The 26,189-nt window shown below is 60.0% G+C and carries 23 protein-coding genes and 1 pseudogene; 13 read left to right on the forward strand and 11 right to left on the reverse strand.

What is annotated here, in order from left to right; genetic code table 11:
• Window positions 1-3: 3 nt before the first annotated feature.
• The 3 genes from NHU87_RS24125 to NHU87_RS24135 form a co-directional block, all read right to left on the reverse strand.
• Window positions 4-204 (reverse strand): DUF1656 domain-containing protein, encoded by a 201-nt coding sequence (locus NHU87_RS24125; protein WP_253553025.1) that lies wholly within the window; start codon window positions 202-204, stop codon window positions 4-6.
• Entirely contained in the window at window positions 194-2,398 is a 2,205-nt protein-coding gene (locus NHU87_RS24130) for an FUSC family protein (protein ID WP_253553026.1), read from the reverse strand. The genes NHU87_RS24125 and NHU87_RS24130 overlap by 11 nt, the downstream gene beginning before the upstream one ends.
• A 154-nt stretch (window positions 2,399-2,552) precedes the next feature.
• Window positions 2,553-4,064 carry an efflux transporter outer membrane subunit gene (locus NHU87_RS24135; RefSeq protein ID WP_253553027.1) on the reverse strand — a complete coding sequence of 504 codons (1,512 nt, stop codon included), beginning with the start codon at window positions 4,062-4,064 and terminating at the stop codon, window positions 2,553-2,555.
• A 285-nt stretch (window positions 4,065-4,349) separates the two neighbouring features.
• Here NHU87_RS24135 and NHU87_RS24140 point away from each other — a divergent pair, with 285 nt between their 5' ends.
• The 4 genes from NHU87_RS24140 to NHU87_RS24155 all read left to right on the forward strand — a co-directional run bounded on the left by NHU87_RS24140 (window position 4,350) and on the right by NHU87_RS24155 (window position 7,760).
• Window positions 4,350-5,318, forward strand: a complete 969-nt coding sequence (locus NHU87_RS24140) for a LysR family transcriptional regulator (protein WP_253553029.1) — start codon at window positions 4,350-4,352, stop codon at window positions 5,316-5,318.
• Between the two features lie 334 nt (window positions 5,319-5,652).
• Window positions 5,653-5,907, forward strand: coding sequence for a DUF6124 family protein (locus NHU87_RS24145; RefSeq protein WP_253553031.1), 255 nt, complete (start codon window positions 5,653-5,655; stop codon window positions 5,905-5,907).
• Window positions 5,908-6,135: 228 nt separating this feature from the next.
• Window positions 6,136-7,110: a 2-hydroxyacid dehydrogenase gene (locus NHU87_RS24150; protein ID WP_253553033.1), complete on the forward strand. Its 975-nt coding sequence runs from the start codon at window positions 6,136-6,138 to the stop codon at window positions 7,108-7,110.
• A 140-nt stretch (window positions 7,111-7,250) separates the two neighbouring features.
• A complete protein-coding gene (locus NHU87_RS24155; protein WP_253553035.1) occupies window positions 7,251-7,760 on the forward strand; it encodes a DUF2165 family protein in 510 nt (169 codons plus the stop codon).
• Between the two features lie 25 nt (window positions 7,761-7,785).
• Here the strand turns inward: NHU87_RS24155 and NHU87_RS24160 are convergent, their stop codons facing one another.
• The gene (locus NHU87_RS24160) at window positions 7,786-8,688 is read right to left on the reverse strand and encodes a DMT family transporter (RefSeq protein WP_253553037.1); all 903 of its coding nucleotides are present in this window, start codon (window positions 8,686-8,688) and stop codon (window positions 7,786-7,788) included.
• 255 nt (window positions 8,689-8,943) lie between these two features.
• On the opposite strand from NHU87_RS24160, the gene NHU87_RS24165 reads away from it, so the two are divergent.
• The 4 genes from NHU87_RS24165 (at window position 8,944) to fecA (ending at window position 14,011) form a co-directional block, all read left to right on the forward strand.
• Entirely contained in the window at window positions 8,944-9,861 is a 918-nt protein-coding gene (locus tag NHU87_RS24165; protein ID WP_253553038.1) for a helix-turn-helix transcriptional regulator, read from the forward strand.
• Between the two features lie 174 nt (window positions 9,862-10,035).
• Window positions 10,036-10,524: a sigma-70 family RNA polymerase sigma factor gene (locus NHU87_RS24170; protein ID WP_253553039.1), complete on the forward strand. Its 489-nt coding sequence runs from the start codon at window positions 10,036-10,038 to the stop codon at window positions 10,522-10,524.
• A complete protein-coding gene (locus NHU87_RS24175) occupies window positions 10,521-11,459 on the forward strand; it encodes a FecR domain-containing protein (RefSeq protein ID WP_253553040.1) in 939 nt (312 codons plus the stop codon). Before NHU87_RS24170 ends, NHU87_RS24175 begins: the two co-directional genes overlap by 4 nt.
• Before the next feature lie 218 nt (window positions 11,460-11,677).
• Window positions 11,678-14,011: a TonB-dependent Fe(3+) dicitrate receptor FecA gene (fecA, locus tag NHU87_RS24180; RefSeq protein ID WP_253553041.1), complete on the forward strand. Its 2,334-nt coding sequence runs from the start codon at window positions 11,678-11,680 to the stop codon at window positions 14,009-14,011.
• A 268-nt stretch (window positions 14,012-14,279) separates the two neighbouring features.
• Here the strand turns inward: fecA and NHU87_RS24185 are convergent, their stop codons facing one another.
• Both NHU87_RS24185 and NHU87_RS24190 read right to left on the reverse strand, forming a co-directional pair.
• Entirely contained in the window at window positions 14,280-14,687 is a 408-nt protein-coding gene (locus NHU87_RS24185; RefSeq protein WP_253553042.1) for an HPF/RaiA family ribosome-associated protein, read from the reverse strand.
• Between the two features lie 213 nt (window positions 14,688-14,900).
• Complete coding sequence (locus NHU87_RS24190) at window positions 14,901-15,848, reverse strand: LysR substrate-binding domain-containing protein (RefSeq protein WP_007903267.1); 948 nt, start codon at window positions 15,846-15,848, stop codon at window positions 14,901-14,903.
• 135 nt (window positions 15,849-15,983) lie between these two features.
• On the opposite strand from NHU87_RS24190, the gene NHU87_RS24195 reads away from it, so the two are divergent.
• The 3 genes from NHU87_RS24195 (at window position 15,984) to NHU87_RS24205 (ending at window position 19,302) form a co-directional block, all read left to right on the forward strand.
• Complete coding sequence (locus NHU87_RS24195; protein WP_253553043.1) at window positions 15,984-17,360, forward strand: L-serine ammonia-lyase; 1,377 nt, start codon at window positions 15,984-15,986, stop codon at window positions 17,358-17,360.
• 63 nt (window positions 17,361-17,423) lie between these two features.
• Complete coding sequence (locus NHU87_RS24200) at window positions 17,424-18,725, forward strand: serine/threonine transporter (protein WP_253553045.1); 1,302 nt, start codon at window positions 17,424-17,426, stop codon at window positions 18,723-18,725.
• Between the two features lie 259 nt (window positions 18,726-18,984).
• Window positions 18,985-19,302 (forward strand): DUF3509 domain-containing protein, encoded by a 318-nt coding sequence (locus tag NHU87_RS24205; protein WP_123496706.1) that lies wholly within the window; start codon window positions 18,985-18,987, stop codon window positions 19,300-19,302.
• Here NHU87_RS24205 and NHU87_RS24210 read toward each other — a convergent pair.
• On the reverse strand, window positions 19,299-19,799 hold the full coding sequence (locus tag NHU87_RS24210; protein WP_253553047.1) for a phosphate-starvation-inducible protein PsiE: 501 nt from the start codon (window positions 19,797-19,799) through the stop codon (window positions 19,299-19,301). The two genes, NHU87_RS24205 and NHU87_RS24210, sit on opposite strands and share 4 nt — an antisense overlap.
• Before the next feature lie 362 nt (window positions 19,800-20,161).
• Between NHU87_RS24210 and NHU87_RS24215 the strand changes: the two are divergent.
• Window positions 20,162-20,416: pseudogene (locus NHU87_RS24215) on the forward strand (YebG family protein); the annotation flags it as partial.
• Window positions 20,417-20,593: 177 nt separating this feature from the next.
• Here NHU87_RS24215 and NHU87_RS24220 read toward each other — a convergent pair.
• The 4 genes from NHU87_RS24220 to NHU87_RS24235 form a co-directional block, all read right to left on the reverse strand.
• Window positions 20,594-21,697, reverse strand: a complete 1,104-nt coding sequence (locus tag NHU87_RS24220) for a dihydrolipoamide acetyltransferase family protein (RefSeq protein WP_253553049.1) — start codon at window positions 21,695-21,697, stop codon at window positions 20,594-20,596.
• A gap of 28 nt (window positions 21,698-21,725) precedes the next feature.
• Window positions 21,726-22,715 carry an alpha-ketoacid dehydrogenase subunit beta gene (locus NHU87_RS24225; protein WP_253553051.1) on the reverse strand — a complete coding sequence of 330 codons (990 nt, stop codon included), beginning with the start codon at window positions 22,713-22,715 and terminating at the stop codon, window positions 21,726-21,728.
• On the reverse strand, window positions 22,708-23,802 hold the full coding sequence (gene pdhA / locus NHU87_RS24230; protein WP_253553052.1) for a pyruvate dehydrogenase (acetyl-transferring) E1 component subunit alpha: 1,095 nt from the start codon (window positions 23,800-23,802) through the stop codon (window positions 22,708-22,710). The genes NHU87_RS24225 and pdhA overlap by 8 nt, the downstream gene beginning before the upstream one ends.
• Window positions 23,803-23,925: 123 nt before the next feature.
• Window positions 23,926-24,945, reverse strand: a complete 1,020-nt coding sequence (locus NHU87_RS24235) for a Glu/Leu/Phe/Val dehydrogenase family protein (protein WP_253553053.1) — start codon at window positions 24,943-24,945, stop codon at window positions 23,926-23,928.
• 183 nt (window positions 24,946-25,128) lie between these two features.
• Between NHU87_RS24235 and NHU87_RS24240 the strand changes: the two genes are divergently transcribed.
• On the forward strand, window positions 25,129-25,932 hold the full coding sequence (locus NHU87_RS24240) for a SirB1 family protein (protein ID WP_253553054.1): 804 nt from the start codon (window positions 25,129-25,131) through the stop codon (window positions 25,930-25,932).
• Window positions 25,933-26,189 lie beyond the last annotated feature (257 nt).

Below are 26,189 nucleotides of genomic sequence, written 5' to 3' on the forward strand. Positions count from 1 at the left end.
TTCTCAACGATAAACAGTCAGCGCCAGGGCGCCGAACAGACAGGTAAACAGACTCAGGCGCAGCAGCGCCGGGTGCCAGAAGAAGCGGTACAAATCGAACCCGGACAGCAATCGATCCAGCGCCCAGGCCAGCGCCGCCGCAATGAAAAACATCAGGGTCATGGTCGGCATGTACACGCCGTGGAAGGCGATTTCACGAGGCATGTTCAAGTCCTTGTGGCTTGGCAGTGGCGGCGGCATTTATGTAGTCCGCGAGTGGCGATTGCGGGTCGAGCAGCGAGGTGCGGATGAAGTGCAGGTAGCTTTTCACCCGGCGCAAGGCGGAGGTATCGAAGTGCGGCGCGAAGGGCTCGTCGGTGGCCTGCACGCAGCTGATCGCATGATCGACCGCGACCAGCGCACGCTCCAGATTGCTCTGACTGGGTTGCAGAAACAGTCGCACCAGCGAACGCCCCATCACCCGGATGGACTGGCGCCATGGTTGGGATTCTGCGTACGCCGGATGCACCGGCAAAATCGCCTGCTCCTTGCGCAACTCGATGATCGCGTGACCGACTTCCAGTACCACCAACATCCAGCGCAGCAAGTCCCGTTGCACCTGCGGCTGTCCCGCGGCCAGACCATAAGCCTGATGCAAAAGATCGCGAGTGCGACTTTCGAAACTCGACGCCAGGCCCTTGAGTTTGCTGCTGATCGCGTACACCACTTGCCCGCGCAAATCCTGCTCCAACCGTCGCCATAACCAGCGGCTGTTCGGCGGTAAAATGATCGCCCCGGCCGCCGCGCACACCAGCATGCCCATGATCATGGCGATGTAGTCGTTGATGAACGCGTAAGGGTTGTAAACCGTGAGGTTGTCCGGCACCGAACCGGTGCTGAAGAAGATCAGCAACCCCAGGCCAACCCCGGCGTATTGCGGCCGTGAAGTCAGGAACGCGCCGAACACGATTACCGGCGCGAGCATCACGCACAGCAATGGAAAACCGTCGATCCAGGGGAAGATGAAAAACATCTCGACGAAGCCGATCAACGCCCCAAATAAAGTCCCGCAAGCCATCTGAAACGCCATGCGCTTGGGGTTCGGTGTCGCCGCTGAAAGGCCGACGGTGGCGGCAGCGATCAAGGTCATGGTCGCCCCGCTCGGCCATGCCGTGGCCACCCAATAACTGCCGAGCACCACGAGGATGAATGCTGCGCGAATGCCCGATGCTGCCGAGGCCAGCCAGTTGGTTTGCGGGGTGAAGGGCTCGTCCCAACGTTCCCGTTCGTGGCTGTGATCGGCCAGCGACGCGTGGGTCTGTGCATAACTGTGCAGGTCGTCGACAAAGCGATAAAGCAGCTCGTAGGCGGTGTGAAAATCCAGTTGCTCGGCGTCGCTCGGATGACTCTCCTGAAAGGTCGTCCGCAGGCTGCGGACGCGCGCCGGCAGGTTTTCCTTATAGGTCGCCAACGCGGCGGCCAGACGTGCAGCGTCGGGGCTGGTCAAGGCGCGACCGCTGAAACCGTCGAGTACTTCGGCCAGGTCCTGCAACCCCGGTTTGATCGCGGCGACAACGTGATCGGTGGCGCTGCTGCGCAGGCGTTCGAGCAACTGATGCAGCGCATTGAAGCGCGTGGTGATGCCCATGAATTCGCTGTTCAAACGACTGAGCCGACCGTTGCGCCGACGCATGTGCGGGTCTTCGAACACCGTGACGCTGCGCAGCCCTTCCAGCCCCACCGCCTCGGCGATAAACCGCACGTTGTTCGCTTCAAACGCCTCGCGCCGGCTTCGACCGCGCAAGCCATCGGTGACGAACAAGGCAAATACGCCGAAGCGCTGATACAGGGCATTGCGCATCGCGGCGCTCGCGGTTTGCGGCAGGATCGCGGCGCTCACCAGCGTCGAGCAGAGAATCCCCAAGGAGATTTCCAATACGCGCCAGACTGCCGCCATGAACGCGCCGTCGGGATGAGCCAATGCAGGCAGCCCGACCATCGCCGCCGTATAACCGGCGAGCACAAATCCGTAGGCGCGGAAGTTGCGATAACGCGCCGCGCCGGCCGAGCAGAGACCGACCCAGATCGCCAGCGAGCCGAGGAACAATTCGGTGTTCTGCGCAAACAAGGCAATCAACGCGACCATCACCGCCGACCCGGCCAACGTGCCGAGGAAGCGATAGAAACTCTTGGCGAACACTTGGCCGCTTTGCGGTTGCATGACGATGAACACGGTGATCATCGCGGTGCGCGGTTGCGGCAGCTCAAGGCGCATGGCCAGCCACAGGGTCAGGAACGCCGCGAACAGCACCTTGAAAATGTACACCCAGGTCACGCCGTCGCTGCGTGCCCAGTCGAAGAAACCCCGGCGCCATTCAAGGGAATACAGCCAGCGCAAAGGTGCGGGCATGGGAGTCATGGAATTTTGCTCATAAAGATTCGGTTAAGACGTAGAACCTGTGGGAGCGGGCTTGCCCGCGATGGCGGTGTGTCAGGCGCCATCAATGTCGGATGTGATGACGCCATCGCGGGCAAGTCGGATCGCCGCACCGCCGCTCCCACAGGGTTTGTATTCAATTCGAGAGGCTGTTAATAAGGGCCGGGGTTTTCGGTTCAGCTGTCTGGCTGGCGGTCGGCACATCGTTGCCCGCACCGAGTCCACCGCCAAGCGCCGTCACTAGCTCGGCATGAGCACTCAAACGCGCAGCCTGAACCTGCTGCTGCACTTGTTGCTGCTTGAACAACAACGTCTGCGCATTGAGCACGTTGAGGTAATCGGTGAGCCCGCGCTGATACGCGATCATCGCGATGTCGTAGGTCTTCTGCGCCGTGGCCACCGACTCGGCGGCGAAGGTTTGTTGCTTGTCCATCGACTCGCGGCGGATCAATTGATCGGAGATATTCTTCAGCGCGTTGACCAGCGTCTGGTTGTACCTCGCCACCGCGATGTCATAACCCGCCGAGGCTTCGCCCAACTCCGAGCGCAAGCGGCCACCATCGAAGATCGGCAACGAAATCGCCGGGCCGACGCTGTAGTTGAGCTTCTTGCCGGTCAAGAACTCCAGCGCCCCACCGCCGGTGGCCATGTAGCCGAGGCTGCCGACCAGATCGACGTTGGGGTAAAAACCGGCATGGGCAACATCGATACCCCGCGCCAGCGCCGCCACTTGCCAGCGACTGGCGACCACGTCCGGACGCTGGCCGAGCAGTTGCGCCGGCAAAGACGACGGCAATTTCAGCGCCGCGCCCAACGACAACGTCGGCCGTTGCAACTGCGCGCCCTCCCCCGGCCCCTTACCGGCCAGCGCGGCGAGTTGGTTGCGGCTTAGGGCAATTTCCTCGTCCAGCGCATCGATTTGCCGATGGGTTTCCGGCAACGGCGTTTCGGCCTGGCTGACTTCGAAATGCGTGCCGATGCCGCCATCCAGACGTTTTTGCGCCAGGTCGAGAATTTGCTGTTGTTGCTTCAAAGTCGCCGCGACGATGTCCCTTTGCGCGTAATGCAACGAGAGCTCGATATAGGCGCGCACGATGTTGTTCTGCAATTCGAGCTGGGCCTGCCGTGCTTCGGCGGCACTCATGTGCGCCATGTCCACGGCGCGTTCGGTGGCGTTGCTTTCGCGCCCCCAAAGGTCGAGGGCATAGCTGAAACCCAGCGCGGCGTTGTTGTCCCAGGTGGTGGTGTTGGCCAATTCGCCAGGGCCGTAGAACTGATCGGTGGGCCAGTTGTGGCGCTTGAGGGTGGATTGGCCATCGATCTGCAACGACTCGGCGGACTCGGCAATGCCGGCCATGGACCGCGCCTGACGCACTCGCGCCGCGGCCATGGCCATGCTCGGGCTGCCTTGCACGGCGAGGTCGATCCAGCGGTTCAGTTGCGGGTCGCCGTAGGCTTGCCACCATTGGGTGGTGGGCCAGTGAGCATCCTGCGCGGCGTTCTGAATGGCGTCGTCGGTGGCCAATGAATTGGCCTCCAGTGCCGTGCCTTGTGGGGCAATATTTGCGGTGCCGATGCAGCCGCTAATTGCCAGGGTTAAAGCCAAAACACTGAGCGTCTTGAGCGCTCTGTTGATGCGACGCGGCACTGCTGCGATTTCCTGAAATAGAGGGGGATCCTGTAGGAGCGAGGCTTGCCCGCGAAGGCGATATCACAGGCACCATCGCCGTCGACTGACAAGACGCCTTCGCGGGCAAGCCTCGCTCCTACAAGAACAGGCGCAATTCTAGGGGTGGGCCTTGTTGGCGATAAGCCGGGATTCCTGTGAATCTTTGTTACCGTTAACGCGATAATCCCTTGGTCGCATCTTTAGTCGTCTGTAAAGAATCAGCAACTTCGTGTCACAATTTGCCATTCGCCAAGAGAGCACCCCATGGACACTTTGCAAAACATGCGCGCCTTCAGTTACGTGGCCGAGGCCGGCAGCTTCACCGCCGCCGCCGTGCAACTCGACACCACCACGGCCAACGTTTCGCGCGCGGTCTCCAACCTGGAAGCCCACCTGCAAACCCGTCTGCTCAACCGCACCACCCGCCGCATCGCCCTGACCGAAGCCGGCAAGCGCTACTTATTGCGTTGCGAGCAGATCCTGGCCTATGTCGAAGAAGCCGAAGCCGAAGCCAGCGACGCCCACGCGCGCCCGGCCGGGCAACTCAAGGTGCACACCATGACCGGTATCGGTCAGCACTTCGTGATCGACGCCATTGCTCGCTACCGCAAAACCCACCCGGACGTGACCTTCGACCTGACCATGGCCAACCGCGTGCCGGATCTGCTCGACGAGGGCTACGACGTGTCCATCGTGCTCGCCAGCGAACTGCCGGACTCGGGCTTCGTCTCCCAACGGTTGGGCATCACCTACAGCATCGTTTGCGCATCGCCCGCCTATGTAAAAGCCAACGGTTGCGCGCACAAGCCCAGCGATCTGCTCAACCACGCCTGCCTGCGTCTGGTGAGCCCGGTCATCCCGCTGGAAAAATGGACCTTCGACGGCCCTGAAGGCCAGGAAATGGTCACCATCAACAGCTCACCGTTTTTGGTGAACTCCGCTGATGCGATGAAGACTGCGATCACCAGTGGCATGGGCGTTGGCGTTTTGCCGGTGTATGCGGCGATTGAAGGACTGCGCAACGGCACGCTGGTGCGGGTGATGCCGAACTACCGCTCGCAGGAATTGAATCTGTATGCGATTTATCCGTCGCGGCAGTATCTGGATGCGAAGATCAAGACGTGGGTCGAGTACTTGCGTGGGTCGTTGCCGGAGATATTGGCGGCGCATCAGGCGGAATTGGCGGCGTATGAATTGAGTGGGAGCTTGGGTGGGGTTCGGTTGGCGAATTGAGCTACAGACGGTCCTACAAATCGCCAATGTTCTGGGATGTTTCCGACGAGTTTTGACGGTTGGTATGTGGGACGGGAGATGGGTAGGCTTTGGGGGTCGCTGACGAATCAGCGATCAGGTCTGGAAAACCTGACATCCTTTACACACACCTCATGGCATACTGCGGCGCTTTTTTGTGCACGCAGTTCCTTGTTATGGCGGCTGTGCGCGGGAGACCTTCGGGTCTGCCGGTTTGGAAGGTGTCCGGTTTTTCCAGTCCGCGCGCAGTTGCCACCTTTTCGTCTGGAAAACGGAAGGTGGCGACCCTAATACACCGTCCATAGGAATAGCCCTCATGTTTAAGCCAACACCGAATCCGCCCCACACTCCCAGCCATCTGTTCACCGTCGCCCCTAACGCCAATACCGAAAACCTGTTGGCCTACGCCAGCGAATCCCTCGCCTCGGCAAGCGTCATGGCCAGTGACTTCGCCGGGTTTCTCGAAGGCACTCATCGCAACACCATGCTCGGCATCCAGCAGGTCATCATGCTGGGCGAACTGGCGGTGAATCGGGCGCTGGATAACCTCGACGTACCGCCACACAGCTGATCCCTTGTAGGAGCGAGGCTTGCCCGCGAAGGCGTTGTGACATTCACCATTGATGTCGCCTGACACACCGCCATCGCGAGCGATCCGCAAGAAATTGGTTGGCTGTCAGGCCGCCTTCGCGGGCAAGCCTCGCTCCTACAGTTTTTCCGGCAATCCCAGCGCTCGCAAAATGTCCGAGAAGAATGTTAGCGTGCTTGGCATTCACCACCGCCCGACGAGCCGCCTCCAATGAAAAAAACCGTCCTCGCCTTCAGCCGTATCACCCCACCGATGATCGAACGTCTGCAACAAGACTTCGACGTGATCGTGCCGAACCCGAAAAACGGCGACATCAACGCCCAGTTCAATGAAGCCCTGCCCCATGCCCACGGCCTGATCGGCGTGGGTCGCAAACTCGGTCGCGCGCAACTGGAAAACGCCAGCAAACTGGAAGTGGTCTCCAGCGTCTCCGTCGGCTATGACAACTACGACCTCGCTTACTTCAATGAACGCGGGATCATGCTCACCAACACCCCCGACGTCCTCACCGAAAGCACCGCCGACCTGGCCTTTGCCTTGCTCATGAGCAGTGCCCGCCGGGTTGCCGAGCTGGACGCCTGGACCAAGGCCGGTCAATGGCAAGCCACCGTCGGCGCGCCGTTGTTTGGCAGCGATGTGCATGGCAAAACCTTGGGGATTGTCGGCATGGGCAACATCGGCGCGGCCATCGCCCGGCGCGGTCGGCTGGGCTTCAACATGCCGATTATCTACAGTGGCAACAGCCGCAAGACCGAACTGGAACAGGAGCTCGGTGCACAGTTCCGCAGCCTCGACCAGTTGCTGGCCGAAGCCGATTTCGTATGCCTGGTGGTGCCGCTCAGCGAAAAAACCAGACACTTGATCAGCCACCGTGAACTCGCGCTGATGAAACCGGGCGCCATTCTGGTGAACATTGCCCGCGGCCCGGTGGTAGACGAACCGGCGCTGATCGAAGCGCTGCAAAACAACCGCATTCGCGGCGCCGGGCTGGACGTTTACGAGAAAGAACCGCTGGCCGAATCGCCATTGTTCCAACTGAAAAACGCCGTGACCTTGCCGCACATCGGCTCCGCGACTCACGAAACCCGCGAAGCCATGGCCAACCGCGCACTGGCCAACTTGCGCAGCGCCTTGCTGGGTGAGAGGCCGCAGGATCTGGTGAACCCGCAAGTGTGGAAAGGCTGACTAATAAGGGCAGACGTTTCAAACGCCTGCCTGCTCACTACATACTTTGCAATTCAGTCCACCGTCGTAAAACAGACACACACGATAGACTCTCCTTACTTACCCGCCCTTACGGGACTTAGCTATGGAGAGCATAAATCTTGAACCCGCCAACAACCGATCAACTCATCAGGTATAGCAAAGTCATATTAATGGCTTATATCAGCTTCTTTGGCTTGCTGGTGATGTACAGCAACTTCACCGACTATGCATCCAACTATGAATATGTCGGCCACGTCCTGAGTATGGACACCACGCGAGAGAACCTGAACCTGAGCTACAGGGCAATCACTTCGCCCCTGCTCCACCATCGAATCTACTGGATCATTATCACTCTGGAAGTCATTTATACTGCTTTCTGCCTGCTAGGCGCTTATCATCTTTATCGAAAGACCGATGCCAGCGCCGAAGAGTTTCATGAGGCAAAGAAGTTCGCGATCATCGGCTTATTGATCGCCATGTTCGTCTATTACATCTGCCTGCAGGTGATCGGTGTGGAATGGTTCAACATGGATGAATCACAAACCTGGAATGCCAAGGACTGGGCCCGACACATTGTCGACTTTATATTGCCGTTACTGATTTATGTGGCCATCAGGATCGAGCGCTGAGCTGTTCAGCGCTCGATCGGGCACCTCACGCCAATTTGCCGTTTCCTTGCACCATCGACGCCTTGGGTTTACGGAACACCAGCACATTCCCCAGCATCACCAACACCAGCCCCACCAATGCCGGCGCGGTCCATTGATAGCCTTCGACAAACGCCGACACATTCAGCGCCACCACTGGAAAGAGTACGGTGCAATACGCCGCCCGCTCCGGCCCCATGCGCCCGACCAGCGTCAGGTAAGCGGTGAAGCCGATCACCGAGCCGGGAATCACCAGGTACAGCAACGACCCGATGTAGCGGGCATTCCATTCCATATCGAACGGGATGCCTTTGACCAGGCACCACACCGTCAACATCGCCGCGCCGTAAGCCATGCCCCAGGCATTGGTGGTCAGGGGTTTCAGGCCGGCCTTCTGTTGCAGACTCGACAGCATGTTGCCCGCCGAGAAACACAAGGTGCCGAGCAACGCCAAACCCAACCCGAGCAAGGTTTCCGGGCTGGCGGTATGACCGGCCAGCTCTGGCCAGAACAACAGACCCAATCCGAGCAAACCCAGTGCACCGCCCATCAATACATTGCGAGCGATTTTCTGACCGAAGAACACCCGCGCATTGAAGGCGTTCCACAAGGTCGCGGTGGAAAACACCACGGCGACCAGACCGCTGGGGATCCATTGGCTGGCGGTGAGGAAACACATGAAATTGATGCAGAACAGGCACAGACCTTGCGCCAGGCAAATCAGATCTCCGCGACGGTTCATCACTTGCAGGCGCCGGCTGAGCAGCAACATCACGAACAGCACCAGCGCAGCGAGGCCGAAGCGATAAACGATCGACACCGGAATCGCCACCACGCCCAGTTGCCATTTCAAGGCGATCCAGGTGGTGCCCCAGATCAGCACGGTCAGTAGATACAACGAAAGGTTCATGGTGAAGACTCCTGAATAGGCCTTCAGTGTCCGACGCGAAACCCTTTTGCACTTGCATAAACTTGCGCTTTTGTCGGCCGACGGGCTGGCAGGTCAATGTCTACGGAGTACGATGCAAAGCGTTGGAGAGAACCGATCATGGCCGCACAAGTGTCCTGTCTCGCAAATACGTTCCTTTTTGACGAGGGGCTGTTGCCGTCAGGCAAGGCGCCGCGACGAGTCATAGCCCGCTATGGCGAGGAGTGGCAACGCAGCATGGCGGAAACAGACACCGTCAAAAGGGAACCGTATTTGCGAGACAGGACACTCGATACCCTGCAAGTCTTTCAAGCGCTTAACCGCTCGCCCAATGCTCGCCTGGAGCACAGCGCCGAGCTCGGTGACGGCATGGCTGCGGCTTTGTGGAATAACCACCATGACGCCCAGGACTACGAAGCGCCGAGCCATCACACCTTGTCCTGCTACATCGCCGGCGGCACCGGCACCTTTCGCCGCGACCAGCCAAGTAACAAGGGGGGCCCGGACAAGCTGTGCATTCTGCCGGCAGACCATCAGTCAGGCTGGGTGATAAACGGCGATATTCGCCTGGCCCACCTGTATTTCAGCCCCGAACAATTTGCCCTTGGCTGCGTCACGCTGCTGGATCGCGAACCGCGGGAATTGCAGTTGCGCGAGCACACGTTCCTCGAAGACCCACCGCAAGCCCGGCGCTTTCGGCAGTTGATCGCCCTCAATTGGGATGAACCCGGCGAACGCCTGCTCACCAGCAGCCTGGCCCACGAAATGCTCAGCCACGCCCTGCTCAGCCAGGTCGGCGTGCGTCAGGGCTTGCGCCTCAAAGGTGGGTTGGCGGCGCATCAACGGCGCCAGTTGGTGGAGTTCATCGACCATCAAATGGCCGAAGCCATCAGCCTTGGGCAATTGGCGGGGTTATGTGCGCTGTCGGAATATCACTTTGCGCGGATGTTTCGTGTGAGCTTCGGTTTGCCACCGCATCAGTATGTGTTGGCTCGGCGACTGAGCCGGGCGCGAGAGTTACTACGCGGGACGTCGCAGCCGTTGGGGGATATTGCGCTGGCGTGTGGGTTTGCCAGTGCGAGCCATTTCACCAACCGGTTTCGCCAGGCGTTGGGTGGCACGCCTGGGGAATATCGGCAGGCGTTCTTGCGGTAAAGCAAGATCAAAAGATCGCAGCCTTCGGCAGCTCCTACGCCGGTCGCGTGCTCCTGTAGGAGCTGCCGCAGGCTGCGATCTTTTTCCCAGCGATTGCCCGATGCAGGTCCGCGCCCCTACAATGCGAACAATTCTTGTTCTCTAACGTATCAAAATGCGTCCGGAGCGGTTCCGTTGTCGTCAGCCACTACCGTCGAAGTCCTTTATCACGCCCATCACAACTGGCTCACCGGTTGGCTGCGGCGCAAACTCGGCTGCCCTGACAGCGCCGCGGATCTGGCCCAGGACACATTCATTCGAGTGCTGACGGCACGGGAAACGCCCCAGATCATCGAGCCACGGGCGTTCCTCACCATCATCGCCAAGCGCGTGCTGTTCAATCATTATCGTCGTCAGGATCTGGAGCGCGCCTACCTCGATGCGCTGGCGCAGATGCCGGAAATCGTCGCGCCGTCGGAGGAAGATCGGGCGATCATCCTGCAAACGCTGATGGAACTCGACCAGTTGCTCGACGGTTTGCCGCGCCTGGTCAAACGCGCTTTTTTGCTGGCTCAGCTCGATGGTTTGACTTATCCACAGATCGCTACCGAACTGGGCATTTCCATCGCCACGGTCAAACGGCACCTGAACAAAGCGGCGATGCGCTGCTACTTCGCACGATGAACAGCCCTGCGGATTTCTCCTCTCAAGTCGCCGAGCAGGCCGTGCACTGGTGGATGGAAGTCCAGCAAGGGCCGTTAACCCCGCGCCAGCAAATTGCCTGGCAGCAATGGCTCGATGCTCACGGTGAACATCGACGGGCCTGGGAGCACATTCAGCGGGTCAATCAACGCTTGCGCGGGGTGTCTTCACCACTGGCCCATGCCGCCCTCAACGCACCGAAATCCGCCGGCCGTCGTCAGGCATTGAAGCTGTTGCTGATGCTCGGCGCGGGTTCGGCGGTCACCTGGGGCATGCGCGAACACAATCCGCTGACGCCGTTGCTGGCCGACTACCGCAGCCCGATCGGCCAGCGACGCAAAGTGTCGCTCGGTGATGGCAGCCAAGTGCAGCTCAACACCGCCAGCTCGGTCGATGTGCGAATCGAAGGTCAGCAGCGGCTGATCCGCTTGCTTGAAGGCGAGATGCTGCTGACCGCCAGTCAAGCGTTTCAAGTACAGACCGCACAAGGCCTGTTGAAAACCCAAGGTGGACGGCTGAACGTGCGGCAGTTTTCCGATCACACTCACGTGGCGGTGTTCGAAGGCAGCGTCGAGTTGACGCCCGATGGCGGGTCGCCACGGATGCTGCAAACCGCCCGGCAGTTAAGCTTCGATGCACGCGGCATCGGCGCTCCCCTGCCACTGGACGCCAACAGCGGCGCCTGGGCCGACGGCATGTTGGTGGCCGCTCATATGCGCCTGGGGGATTTCCTCGATGAACTGGGTCGCTATCGTCGGGGGCAGCTCAATTGCGCCGCGAATGTTGCCGATCTGCTGATCTCCGGGACTTATCCACTGGACGACAGCGAGCGAATTCTTGATCTGCTGGAAATCAGTTTGCCGGTGAAGGTGAGGCGTTTTACCCGGTATTGGGTGACCGTCGAGGCACGCGCGTAATGATCGTTCCCACGCTCTGCGTGGGAATGCCTCCACGGACGCTCCGCGTTCGGCTCTGGAAGTGACGCGGAGCGTCACGGGCTGCATTCCCACGCAGAGCGTGGGAACGATCTTCACTCTCCACCGCAAAAATATTCATCCAGCGTGAGCCGTTTTTCAGATCTGGCGTGACAGAGAAGGAAAGCCCCCTTGATTCAACCTTCTCAGGATCGCCCTTCATGCAACCCATCCGCGTCATACCGCTGACCCGCACCTTGCGCCAACTCTTGCTGGGCGCCAGCCTGAGCTTCGGCGCTCTGCCCCTGGTGCATGCCGCTGATGCCAAGCCGTACCACATCGCTCCGTCCTCACTGGAGAACGCACTCAACCAGTTTGGCCGTGAAGCCAGCGTGCTGATCTCCTTTGGCTCGCAAGTCACCAGCGGTGTGCAAAGTCGTGGTCTGGAAGGCAACTACACCCCTTCGCAGGGTTTGAACGCGCTACTCGAAGGCACGGGCTTGCAAGCCCGCGCCGAGGGCAACAATGCCTTCAGCCTGCAACCGGCGGGTGACGCGGCGCTGGAGCTGGACATCTCGAAAGTGGTCGGCGACTGGCTCGGCGATGCAGCGCAAACCAACGTCTTCGAACATCCCGGCGCTCGCGATGTGATCCGCCGCGAAGAATTCGAACGCCAGGGCGCTACTCAGGCAAGGGACGTGCTCAATCGCATCCCGGGGGTTAACGCGCCAGACAACAATGGCACCGGCAGCCATGACATGGCGCTGAACTTCGGCATTCGCGGGCTCAACCCACGGCTGGCGTCGCGCTCCACGGTATTGATGGACGGCATTCCGGTGCCCTTCGCGCCTTATGGTCAGCCGCAGTTGTCGTTCGCGCCGATCAGCATGGGCAACATGGACGCGGTCGACGTGGTGCGCGGCGGCGGTGCGGTGCGCTACGGGCCGCAGAACGTCGGCGGTGTAGTCAACTTCGTGACTCGCGCCATTCCCGATGAGCCGACGGTCAAGGGTGGCTTCCAGACCGAAACCAGTCCATCGTCTAGCCATGACGGTTTCAAAACCACCGGCAACTTGTTGGCCGGCGGCACGGCCGATAACGGTCTGGGCGGCGCGATTCTGTACTCGGGCACCCGCGGTGGCGACTGGCGCGAACACAGCGACACCGAAATCGACGACCTGATCCTCAAGGGCAAATACCAGCTCGATGAGGCCAACAGTTTCAACGCGATGGCCCAGTACTACGAAGGCAAGGCGGACATGCCCGGCGGCCTGAACGTCGCCGATTACGACGCCGACCCGTACCAGTCGACCCGCCCGAAAGACCAATTCTGGGGCCGCCGCACGATGTTCAATTTCGGCTATCGCTATCAGGAAGATCGCCGCGAGTTCACCGCCAATACCTTCTTCACCAAAACCCTGCGCAGCGGATATCTGGACCAGGGCACGCTCCTCTCGCTGTCGCCACGCGAGTATTGGGTACGCGGGCTGGAAACCCGTTTCGCCCAAGGATTCGATCTCGGCCAGACCAGCCATGAAGTCGGCGTGGGCTATCGCTACATCAACGAAGCCGGCCACGAACTGCGCTACCGCACGCCGATCGCCAGCAACGAATACCCGACCACCAACAGCCGCAACGACCGCGATACCCGGGGCGGCACCGAGGCCAATGCGTTCTTCGTCGATGACCGAATCGACATCGGCAAGTGGACGATCACGCCAGGCATCCGTTACGAAATGATCGAGTCGCAGCAGACCAACAACCTGACCAACGTGAAATACAAGGGCGACTACAACACCGCGCTGCCGGCGTTGAATGTGCTCTATCACCTGACCGACAGCTGGAACCTTTACGCCAATACCGAAGGATCGTTCGGCAGCGTGCAGTACAGCCAGATGCCTAACCGGGTGACCAGCGGCGAAGTCAAACCAGAGAAGGCGCGCACCTGGGAGCTGGGCACCCGTTACGACAACGGCGCGTTGCGGGCAGAAATTGGTGCGTTCCTGATCAACTTCGACAATCAATATGAAAGCAATCAAACCAACGACTCGGTGATCGCACGCGGCGAAACACGCCATCAAGGCATCGAAACCAGCATCAACTACGCCCTCGACGACTTGAGCCCGGCGCTGGCCGGTTTCGATGTGTACGCGACTTACGCCTATGTCGACGCGACTATCCGCGAAGACGGGGCGAACAAGGGTAATCGTGTGCCGTTCTCTTCGAAACACAAAGGCACGCTCGGCGTCGGTTATACCGACGGCGCGTGGAAACTGAATCTGGACAGCAGCTACCAGAGTGATCAGTTCGCTGACAACGCCAACACTTCGGCCGAAAGCGCCGATGGCAGCACCGGCAAGATTCCGGGGTACATGTTGTTCAGCAGCCGCGCGGCGTATGACTTCGGGCCGAAACTGTCGGACCTGAATGTGGCGGTGGGGGTGAAAAACATCTTCAACCACCAGTATTTCACCCGCTCGTTCGATGACAACAACAAGGGCAAGTATGTGGGAGAACCGCGGACGGTGTATGTGCAGACTTCGGTGGCGTTTTGATCGATCCCACAAGCCACAACGCGATCTGTAGCAGCTGGCGAAGCCTGCGTTCGGCTGCGCAGCAGTCGTAAAACCTGAGTGCGTGATTTCCTGAGTTACCGCGTCATCTGACTTGACGACTGCTACGCAGCCGAACGCAGCCTTCGGCAGCTGCTACAAAAGCGCATCGTGGCTCAGATCACGTAAAGCTGAAACAAGAACGGGCCTGCATAAGCAGGCCCGTTTTTCAGGTGGAGAGAAAGTGGAAAGGTAAAAAGTGAATCAGGCCTCAGCCGTTTTGTGCAGCCTGTTCGTTCTCGAGAAACTCGTCTTCCAGCAGCGCATCGGCACCAGGCCTTTCGAACGGCACCACAGCGGCACGTGGTTTGCCCCGCAGTTTGCCGAACAGATGTTCAAGCGCATGTTCGAGTTTTTCGGCCGCACCGTCGATCGCCAGTTCCAGGTTAGCGGCTTTATGAGTGACAGAAATCGGTTGATGGCCTTTTGGCCGCGCTTCCAGCTGGCAGCGCATATCGTGGGGACCGGGCTTGTCGCCGTTCTCGTCCCGCAGGTGGACCTCGACGCGGGTCAGGTCCTCTTCGTATCGTTCGAGCGTGCTCTCAATGGTAGTACGTACCCACTCCTCCAGTCGGATGCTGCTTTGAATATGGTTATCGCTATTGACTTGGATTTGCATAGTTCATCCCTTATTTCAGCTAGCTCGCGAGAGGCCCTTCGGCTGGCCCTTGGGCTTCATCACCGTGACCTCTTGGTTACACAATCGGTGTGTGCGCAGAACATTTCAACCCCTAAAAAAAGATAAATATTCATTCGCAAAAAAAGCCGGACAACGGGCAAAAGCGCTGTTAATGTCGGGAGTTGGGTCGCATCGCTCTCCAGTCATAATTGCTCACATCTGCCGCTCCGCCAGCGGGTGCAGACTGCGAAATATCCCCGCCTCTTCCACCAGCCAGTCATGCACCGCGCGTACGCCCGGATGGCTCAGCGCGCCCGGCGCATAGAGCAGCACGTAACGCTTGTGATTGGGCACCGCCAGGCCAAACGGCACGATCAACGTCCCGCGCTCCAGTTCATCATTGAGCAGCGTTCGCCGCGCAATTGCCACACCCATGCCGGCAATCGCCGCTTCAATGGTCAGGTGATTGCGATTGAAGGTATGCCCACGCCGTACATCCGCGCCTTCGAAGCCGATGGCGTTGAGATAAAACTCCCATTCCGCGTACTCGTAACTGCCGCGCCAGGCGGTGATGTCGTGCAGCAACGGAAAATGCACCAGGTCTGCCGGGCCGTGCAGCGGCGGCCTTCCGCGCAACAGACTCGGGGCACACACCGGAAAAATCTGCTCATCCAACAAGGCTGTGGATAACAATCCAGGGTAGCTGCCGTCGTTCAGGTCAATCGCCAGATCGAAGTCGCCTTCGTGCAATGGCACGCTGCTGTCCTCGGCCACCAGCCGCAGCTGAATATCCGGAAAGCGCTGTTGCAAGCGCGGCAGGCGCGGGGTCAGCCACTTGCTAAGGAACGAGGGAATCGAGCGCAACCGCAAAATCCCGCTGATCATTCCCGCATCCAGTCGTCGCAATTCCGCATCGATGCTGCCGTAGGCTTCGTTGACGGTGATAGCCAATCGCTGGCCTTCGGCGCTCAACTCCACGCCCCGGGCGCGACGATGAAACAGGCGAAAACCTAGCCGCTCTTCCAGTTGGCGAATTTGCTGACTGACCGCCCCCGGCGTGATGTGCAGTTCTTCGGCGCAACGGGTGAAAGACAAGTGGCGCGCGGCACACGAAAACACGTGCAGCCAGACATAGGTCTGGGCATGCAATTGGCGACTCATTGTTTAGTCCTGCTAAAGGCTGTCTTAGGAAGTTTCGTTGGTCACGTAGGACCGAGGTTGGCAGTATCGCCGACATTGCGCTTGTCCTACAAAAATGGCAGCGATTTCTCTTCCATTGCTTGTATAGGCTTTAGCATGGCTATCAGTGTTTTCGATCTCTTCAAAGTCGGCATCGGTCCGTCTAGCTCCCACACCGTAGGCCCGATGCGCGCCGCCGCAACCTTCGCCCAAGCGCTGATTGACCAACATTTACTGGCCGACGTACGGCGGGTAGAAATCCGACTCTACGGGTCGCTTTCGGCTACCGGCGTTGGCCACGCGACTGATCGCGCCTGTGTCATGGGCCTGATGGGCGAATGGCCAGACAGCATTGATCCGACCAGCATCGACAGCCGAATCCAAACCCTGCGTGAAACCGGCGAACTGAGTCTGGCCAGCAAATCGACCATTGCCTTCAACTGGCAGCGCGACCTCCTGCTGCTCGACGAGAGCCTGCCCTACCACCCCAATGCCATGTCTCTGACAGCCTTCGGCGAAACCGGCGAGCTGTTCGAGCAGACGTACTACTCGGTGGGCGGTGGTTTCATCATCGAAGCAGCCGAAGCCGAGTCGGGCATTGCGCCGGCCAGCGATGTGGTGCTGCCCTACGATTTCTCCAGTGCCGCCGAACTGCTCAAGCTCTGCAACCAGCACGGTTTGCGGGTTTCCGAGCTGATGATGGCTAACGAACGGGCCTGGCGCAGTGACGCCGAGATCCGCCAGGGCTTGCTGCATATCTGGTCGGTGATGCGCGAATGCGTCGAGCAAGGCTTGCGTCACGAAGGCATCCTGCCCGGCGGTCTGAATGTTCCGCGCCGCGCCGCGAAATTGCACCGCAGTCTGTTGGAAATAGGCAAACCGAATGTCATCAGCTCCACCCTGTCAGCCATGGAATGGGTCAACCTGTTTGCCCTCGCCGTGAACGAAGAAAACGCGGCTGGCGGACGCATGGTGACCGCGCCTACAAACGGGGCCGCGGGGATCATTCCCGCCGTGCTGCACTACTACATGAAATTCAACCCGGACGCGTCGGACGATGACGTCGTGGCGTTCTTTTTGGGCGCTGCGGCTGTAGGCATTCTCTGCAAGAAAAACGCCTCGATTTCCGGTGCTGAAGTCGGTTGCCAGGGCGAAGTCGGTTCGGCCTGCGCCATGGCCGCCGCTGGCCTGGCCGACATCCTCGGAGCGACTCCCGAGCAACTGGAAAACGCCGCAGAAATCGGCCTGGAACACAACCTCGGCCTGACCTGCGATCCGGTCGGCGGTCTGGTGCAGGTGCCGTGCATCGAGCGCAACGCAATCGCTGCCGTGAAGGCGATCAACGCCACGCAAATGGCCCTGCGCGGCGACGGCAAACACTTCATTTCCCTGGATCGGGTGATCCGCACCATGCGCGATACCGGCGCCGACATGCACGACAAATACAAAGAAACTTCACGGGGCGGCCTGGCTGTCAGCTGGGTGGAGTGCTGAGGAGCACTCCCTGACCGTCCGCAAAACGTGAGCCCGAGCAAGAATAATAACGAGGCAAAAACGATGACCGATGTACGTACACCTGCTGCCGATAATCCTGCTGTAGACCTGACCAGCAATAGCGAAATAGCCCACAAAGGCTGGAGCAAACACGACACCACCTGGATGCTTGGCCTCTATGGCACGGCGATTGGCGCGGGCACGTTATTCCTGCCGATCAACGCCGGTGTGGGTGGTTTTTGGCCGTTGCTGCTCCTGGCGGTTCTGGCGTTTCCGATGACCTTCTTCGCCCACCGTGGCCTGACGCGCTTCGTGTTGTCCGGGCGTTCCGGGGACATTACCGAAGTGGTGGAAGAACACTTCGGTGTCGGCGCCGGCAAGCTGATCACGCTGCTGTATTTTTTCGCGATCTTCCCGATTCTGCTGGTGTACAGCGTGGCGCTGACCAACACCCTTAGCAGCCTCATGGAGCACCAGTTGCACATGACCCCGCCTCCTCGGGCGATTCTGTCGCTGGGGCTGATTCTCGGCTTGATGGCCATCGTCCGTTGCGGTCAGAGCGTCATCGTCAAATGCATGAGCGTGCTGGTTTACCCGTTCGTCGCGGCATTGCTGCTGCTCGGCGTCAGCCTGATCCCGAACTGGAACGGCGCGTTCTTCGCCACCGCCAGTGAAGGCATGCCACTGCCGCTGTTCTTCCAGACCTTGTGGCTGGCGATTCCGGTGATGGTGTTCTCGTTCAACCATTCGCCGATCATCTCCGCCTTCGCCGTCGATCAGAAACAGCGTTACGGCGAGCACGCCGAACGCAAGAGCAGCGGCATTCTCGCGATCGCTCACGCCATGATGGTCGTCACGGTGATGTTCTTCTGCTTCAGCTGCGTGCTGGCGTTGTCCCCGGCAGATTTGGCCGCTGCGAAGGCGCAAAACATTTCGATCCTGTCGTACCTGGCCAACCACTTCCAGACACCGGTCATTGCTTATGCCGCGCCGTTGATTGCGCTGGTGGCGATCACCAAATCCTTCCTCGGACATTACATCGGCGCCAGTGAAGGCTTTCAGGGCCTTATCGTGAAAAGCCTGCGCGGCCGTGGTCGCGCCATGTCCGCCAGTTGGCTGAACCGCCTCACCGCGCTGTTCATGATCCTCAGCTGCTGGGCCGTGGCGACCTTCAACCCGAGCATCCTGGGCATGATCGAAACCCTCGGCGGGCCAATCATCGCGTGCCTGTTGTTCCTGATGCCGATGTACGCCATCCGCCGCGTGCCGGCCTTGCGCCAGTACTCGAATCAGGCCTCGAACGTGTTCGTGGTGTTGATCGGCTTGATTGCACTGTCTGCGATCATCTACTCGTTCATGCCCTGAAACGGGCAGGCAAAAAGAAGGCGGACCAGAGTGTCCGCCATTTTTTTGCCGTGTTCATTGCTCCATCGTTTTCCCGGCATGCCCCTTGCTTCGCCCCTGTAGGAGCTGTCGAAGGCTGCGATCTGATCGCAGCCAGCGGCAGCGCCTACAAAAGCGATGATGGCGATATGGCTAGGGAATGGCCGATGGTCTGGTGTTGCGAACTAATCCCGATCATGGCCGGTCAACAACTGCACGTTCAATCAGGCGGTGACGCATCATGGACAACCCCTTTCAACTCATTACCGATGCCTTTGCACCGGATTATCAAGTCAACCTGAGCATTCAGGGGCTGGACGGCAGCATCATGCTGACCCTCTCCAAAAGTGGCCGCGTGGTGGCCAAACGGATGATCAGCGCCGAACAGCGCAATGATCCCAAGCGCCTCAAACGCCTGGTGCAAAGCATTCAATTCGGCATCGCCATCGAACAGGGCCACAGCGCCGTGGCCATCCTCGAAGCCATGACCGACGGCGACAATCGCAACCCGCCGCCGCCCTTGGTCAAATCCCGGCCCCGACCTTCAATGGGGCTTTAAATCTCGCCCTTCTCCACTTCGGGATGCTCACCGGAACCCGCACCGATCTTGCGTTGCGGGTGTTCGATCTTCACCGAAGGAAACTGCGACGAGGCGTAACGCACCACCAGAATCGCAAACGCCAGCAGCAGAATCCCGCCGCACAGGTAGATGATCCCCAGGTCCGGCGGATTGTGGTGCGAGACGTTGGAGATCAGCAGCCGCGTCAGCGCAGTGATCGCCACGTAGATCAGGAAGCGCACCGGCATGTGGTTGGTCTTGAAGTAAATCCCGACCATCGCCCCCAGTTCCAGGTAGATGAACAGCAGCAAGATGTCATCGATTTTGATGTCCCCTTGCTCAAGCATCCCGAGGAATTCCATGATTGCCGCCCAGGCGGTTACCGCACCGATGGCGAACAGCGCCAGGTAGTGGAACGTCTCGACGAACAGGTTGCCCAGGGACTCGGCCAGTTGGTGCACGTTCTGCCGCAGGTTCTCGGCCCAGTTGATTTTCACTTTGATCGTTCCTTAGCTCGGTTCGAGCGGATGATGCGGGTTTGACGTGACGGTTGTTCTGCATGCAGAAAAAAGGCCAGATGCTGTTGGGTGAGATGATGGCTGCGTGATATGAGACACGTTGGCGGTGTTTAGACGGACGCCTTCGCGGGCAAGCCGCGCTCCTACAGGGTTCAGCGGTGATCCTTGTAGGAGCGAGGCTTGCCCGCGAATGGGGACAACACGGTCCACCTGACAAACCCTGAATTCGGTCTACATTAAAAACCCACTACCCAAAGCGCAGGGATTCGCTTATCCTTTTCGCTGTATATAAATACAGTAGTCGAAACAGACAACTAATGTGAAGGCATGTGAGGTGGTGAATGGCCGTCGAAGTGGTATACCGCAGCAGCCGAGATCTGGAGCGCTTGTTCATGGATAAAGCCGAAGCTGACCGTCATGACAAAATGCTCGAACTGGCCGAATTGCTGGCTGAAGTGTTACAAAAAGCCGTTCCGTCCCTGACCGAACAGCAAGTGGAAGAAGCCGGGATTTACATGGCGAAGAACCGTGATGTATTCGCCAAGGCATTCAAGAGCCAGCCGGACGCACTGTCCGAACTGCTGAATGCACCCGCCGAAGTCACTGAACCTGTTGAAGCAGCTGCACCTGTTGCTGCACCTGTTGAAACGACGGACGCTGAGCCGACCAAGCCAGCCAAAGCCGCCAAGACGTCAAAGTAAGCATTACCCGAATTGAATAGGCCCTGAGTCAAATGGCTCAGGGCCTTTTTCATGCCTGCGGGAAACCTGGATCTAGGGTTGTTCCAGCGCCTCGACCAACGCTTTGAAGAACCGCGCCGCTTCGCCGCCGGTGACCACGCGGTGATCGAAGGTCAGGGACAGCGGCAGGATCGGGTGCACCACCACCGCTCCCTCGACCGCCACCGGTTCATCGCGGATCGCCCCGGCAGCGAGGATCGCCACTTGCGGCGGCACCACCACCGGGTTGGCGTAGCGGCCGAACAAGGTGCCGAAGTTCGACAAGGTCAGGGTCGCACCCATCATTTCCTGAGGCGGGATCGAGCGCGCCTGCACGTCGGCCCGCAGACGCATGACGCCTTCCTTCAAATCCGCTGGTGTGCGGTTGCCGACATCGCGCAGCACCGGCACGAACAAGCCGTCCGGGGTATCCACGGCAACGCCCAGATCGAGTCGTTCGTGTTGCTTGAGCGCCAGGGTTTTGCCATCGAAAGCGCTATTGAGCACCGGTTCTACAGCGCAGGCTGCCGCCATCGCCTTGGCCAGACGAATCAGCGGTTCTCGCGCCTGGCCCCAGCGATGCAGATCGGCATCACCGAAAATCGTCACCGGCACCACTTCGGCATGGGACCTGGCCATGTTCAGCGCCATGCTGCGTCGCACTCCGCGCAGCTTCTCACCGCCGAAGCGTTCGCGTTCGGTCTGAGCGGCGTTTTCCACGTCGCTGCGGGTGATCTGGCCGTCCTGACCGGAGCCGACCAAGGTGCTCAGTTCAACGCCAAGCTGCCGAGCCAATTGACGCACCGCCGGCGTGGCACGGTTCGCCAGGTGTTCACGGGTCGAAGGCGCAGCGCCGATAAAAAATGCATCCTCCTGATTCGTGCCGCCGCCCTCAAGCCGTCCCACCACAGTGCCTGCATCTGCTTCGCCTTCGTAACCGAGCAGAGGTTCGCCAACGTGAAGAATGTCGCCTTCGCCACCGAAGGTTTTCGCCACCACGCCGTCGTAAGGCGCGGGAATGTCCACCAGCGCCTTGGCGGTTTCCACTGACACCAACAGTTGGTCAGCCTTGACGGTATCGCCGACCTTGACGTGCCAACGAACGATTTCCGCTTCCTGCAAGCCTTCGCCCAGATCCGGCAGTTTGAAATATTTCATCGCAACCTCCTCGGCCTCAGGCGTCTCTTCAGGGGTAGTGCTGCATGACGGTGTCGCAGGCATGAAGAATGTCTTCGACGCCGGGCATGTACAGCGATTCCAGTCGATACAGCGGCGGCGGGATGTCTGGCGCGGTGACTCGCTGGATCGGTGCCTCCAACTCCAGAAATACCCGTTCGTAGAGGCTGGCGGCGATTTCCGCGCCGACCCCGCAGGAGCGCGGCGCTTCATGCACGATCACGCAGCGACCCGTCTTGCGCACCGAGGCTTCCATCGTGTCGAGGTCCAGCGGTTTGATACTGGCGACATCGATCACTTCCGCCGAGACGCCCTGCTCGGCCAGTTGCGTGGCGGCTTGCAGGGTTTCCATCACACTGGCGCCCCAACTGATCAAGGTGATGTCGCTGCCTTCACGCAAGGTGAAACAGCTGTCCAGCGGCAGACGCTTGCCGTCATCCAGCAGCGGTTGCGGGTTCATTCGATAGAGTCGGGTCGGTTCGAGAAATATCACCGGATCCGGGTCGTCGATGGCCGCGAGCAACAAGCCATAAGCCCGCGCTGGCGAGGACGGGATCACCACCCGCAGCCCCGGAATATGCGCGAACAGGGCTTCGGTGCTTTCACTGTGATGCTCCGGCGCGCGAATCCCTGCACCCATCGGCGTGCGCATCACCATCGGGCAGGTGATCCGCCCGCGCGTGCGGTTGCGCATGCGGCTGGCGTGAGACACCAGGTGCTCCATGGCGGCGTAGATGAAACCCATGAACTGGATTTCCACCACCGGTTTCAGGCCTTGGGCAGCCATGCCCACCACTAGCCCGCCGAGCATGGTTTCGGCCAGCGGCGAGTCGATCACCCGCTTGAAACCAAAGCTGTCGCGCAGACCCAGCGTGGCGCGGAATACGCCACCGTTCACCCCGACGTCTTCGCCGAGGACGATAACGTTTTCGTCTTCGCTCATGGCCCGATGCAAAGCCAGATTCACCGCTTCCAGCAGAGTCACCTTACCGTTACTCATGTCCCGAACCTCCCGTCCGGCGCGCCAGCCGTTCGAGAAATTCTTCGCGCTGTTCGGCCAGGGCTTGCGGCCACCGGGCGTAGACATGATCGATCACCGATTCCGGTGCCTGCAGGCCCGCCGCTTCGAAGTTATCCACAGCCCCCTGCACCAAGCCTTGGCATTCGCTGATCAGTGCCTGTTCTCGGCCTTCGTCCCAAACGCCCTGCCCGGCCATGAAACGTTGCAGGCGTTTGATCGGTTCCTCGAGCCAGGCCTGCTTGACCTCGTCCGCCGACCGGTAACGCGTGGCATCGTCGGCGGTGGTGTGATCGCCGAGGCGATAGCTCAGGCATTCGAGTAACACCGGACCTTTCCCGTGGCGCGCCCGTTCGAGGGCCGCTTGCACGCGGTCGTAAACAGCGAGCATGTCATTGCCGTCGACTTGCTCGCCGTGGAAGCCGGCGCCAATGGCTTTCTGCGCCAAGGTGGGGGCGCCGCACTGAATGCGTCGCGGCACCGAAATCGCCCATTGATTGTTGTTGATCACAAACACCACCGGCAACTGCCAGGCGCCAGCAACGTTGAGGGCTTCGAGGAAATCACCTTTGCTGGTTCCGCCGTCGCCGCAGGTGGTAACGGCGACCCGATGTTCGCCACGGATTTTGAAGGCGCTGGCGACGCCGCAGGCATGCAGGGCCTGGGTGGCAATCGGCACACAGATCGGGAAATCCTCAGCGACCGCCGGGTCGGCAAAGTCGCTGCCACGCTCATCGCCGCCCCAATACAAGAGGATTTCTTCCATGCGCACGCCGCGCATCAATTGCACGGCGGTGTCGCGGTAATACGGGATCAGTACGTCTTCGGCGTGCATCAGGCTGCCGACCGCGACACCAATGGCTTCCTGGCCCAAGGTCGGCGCATAAGTGCCGATGCGCCCGGTGCGTTGCAGGGCGACGGCTTTTTGATCGAAAAGGCGGGTCAGGGCCATCTGCCGATACAGGCGCGTCAATAGATTGAAGTCGTCGGCCCAGTCGGGAAGATTGCCGAGCAACTGGCCATCAGGGGATAGAAATCGGGTGTACGGCAGCTCAACCTTGTGAAGCATCACAGGGCTCCTGGCACGCGTGAGTCGGCGTGCATTTGTCAGGCCCGACGTTTGTGGCGCAGGGCTTGGGGAGCAATGGCCGGATAGGCTCTCACCCCTTTCAAACTTTTCACCGGTATAGCGTCACCGGTACAACACTTTCTCCGCCAACTCATCCGCCACCCGGGCCGGAGAACGCTTCTCCGCCTGGGCATGGGCGAAGACTTCGGTCAGCCGTGAACTGATTTTCGACAGGTGCGCGGTAATGGTCGTCAGCTCTTCCCCACGGTGTTTCAGTGACACGTAGATCAGCCCGCCGGCATTGATCACGTAATCGGGCGCATACAAGATGCCCCGACGCTCTAGCTGATCGGCGATTTCCAGATGGATCAGTTGGTTGTTTGCCGAACCTGCAACCGCCGCGCAGCGCAGTTGCGACACGCTGTTGCTGTTAAGCACACCGCCCAGGCCACAGGGCGCGAGTATGTCGCACGGTGTGCTGAGCAGTGCATCGTTGGCGATGGGATGAGCGCCCAGTTGCTCCATGGCCAGCTGCACTTTGCCGTGATCGATGTCGCTGACCAGCAGCTCGGCACCCGCCGCGTGTAACTGCTCGGCCAAGGCATAACCGACATTGCCCAAGCCTTGAATGGCTATGCGCAAACCTTCGAGATTATCGCTGCCCAGGCGGGCCATGGCAGTGCTGCGAATACCGGCAAACACGCCCATGGCGGCGTGCGGCGCAGGGTCGCCAGCGGCAGTGGTGCTGGTGACGAATTGGGTTTGCTGGGCGATGCAATCCATGTCCGCCACCGAGGTGCCGGCGTCGATGGCGGTGATGTAGCGACCGTCGAGTTCGTTAACGCAGCGCCCGAAGGCTTCGAATAGCGCGGCGCGGTTTTCCACATGGGCCGGCCGAAGAATCACCGCAACGCCACCGCCTTGAGCCAGGCCGGCCAGAGCCGCCTTGTAACTCATGCCTTGGGCGAGGCGCACAGCATCCTCGATCGCGGCTTCATCGGTGGGGTAAGCAAGGTAACGACACCCGCCCAGGGCAGGTCCCAGGCGGCTGTTGTGGATGGCAATCACCGCCTTCAACCCGGTGACCGGATCGACGCTCAGGTGCAGCGATTCAAGGCGAGTGCTTTGCATGAGAGCGAACATCGTAGGGCTCCCGAATCACTTCTTGTAGTCGCCAGTATAGGCTTGCGCACAAAAATTGCAGAAGCGCGCCGGAATAAGCGACGCGGCTTTGAACGCTTTCGGACATAACCTGTTACCGCCTGTGTGCAGCACTGGACGAAAGCCTGTGACGGGGCTAAAACGAGGCATTCCCCGGAGATTTTGATGACCCCGCGCCAACGTTTTTTCGACTGTCTGCAACGATCACCGCCCGCGCTGTTCGAGGCAGCGCTGTGGATGGCCGTCGAACACGATAAGGAGCTGAATCCCGAGACCGTACTGGCGGGCTTCAAGGACCTGCAACAACGGGTCAGCTATGGGTTGCCGATGCTGCCGGTGAGCGAATTGGCCCAACCGTTGTTGCGGCGAATGAATGACCTGGGGTTCGCTCAGGACGACTCTACGCCCTTGCGCCCACACGTGGCGTTACTCAATAAAGTGCTGGAACGTCGGCGGGGCCAGCCGCTGGTGTTGGGCCTGATTGCGCTGGAACTGGCCAGAAGACTGGAGATTCCCATGGTCGGGGTCAACTTTCCCGGGCATTTCCTCCTGCGGGTACAAGGCGCCGATCACCTGCTCGACCCGTGCGGCGGGCGACGGCTGTATCCCAATGATTGCCGCGAACTGCTGCAACGCCAGTACGGCCCGAACATGAAGCTTGGCGCCGAGCATTTACTGACGGCCGAACCGGTGCAGATGCTGCAGCGGCTGTCGCGCAACCTGCGCCAGTTGTACCTCACGAACGATGACTATATCGACGCCCTGATCGACGCCGAGCGCGTGCTTGAACTGGGCAACGCCAGCGCCTCCGACTATCTGGCCCGGGCCAGCCTCTACCAACGACTGGATTGCCCAAATGCCGAGCGCTTTGACCTGGAGCATGCGCTGCTGCTCAGTGACGACCCGATCCAGCGGATTCGCCTGACTGAACGATTAGGGCATCTACCGCCCAATTCGGTCGTGCATTAAACATTGCCCGTTGTAGGAGCGAGGCTTGCCCGCGAACCAGGCGCCTCGGTCCATCAGGAACACCGCGTTATCGTTCTTCGCGGGCAAGCCTCGCTCCTACAGGGGTCAGATGCGATCCAGCGGATTCGTCTGACTGACGATTGGGCACCTACCGCCTAACTCGGTCGTGCATTAAACACCGCCCGTTGTAGGAGCGAGGCTTGCCCGCGAACCAGGCGCCTCGGTCCATCAGGAACACCGCGTTATCGTTCTTCGCG

Origin of the sequence: Pseudomonas mandelii, assembly GCF_024138395.1 — a bacterium.
GTDB lineage: Bacteria > Pseudomonadota > Gammaproteobacteria > Pseudomonadales > Pseudomonadaceae > Aquipseudomonas > Aquipseudomonas mandelii_E.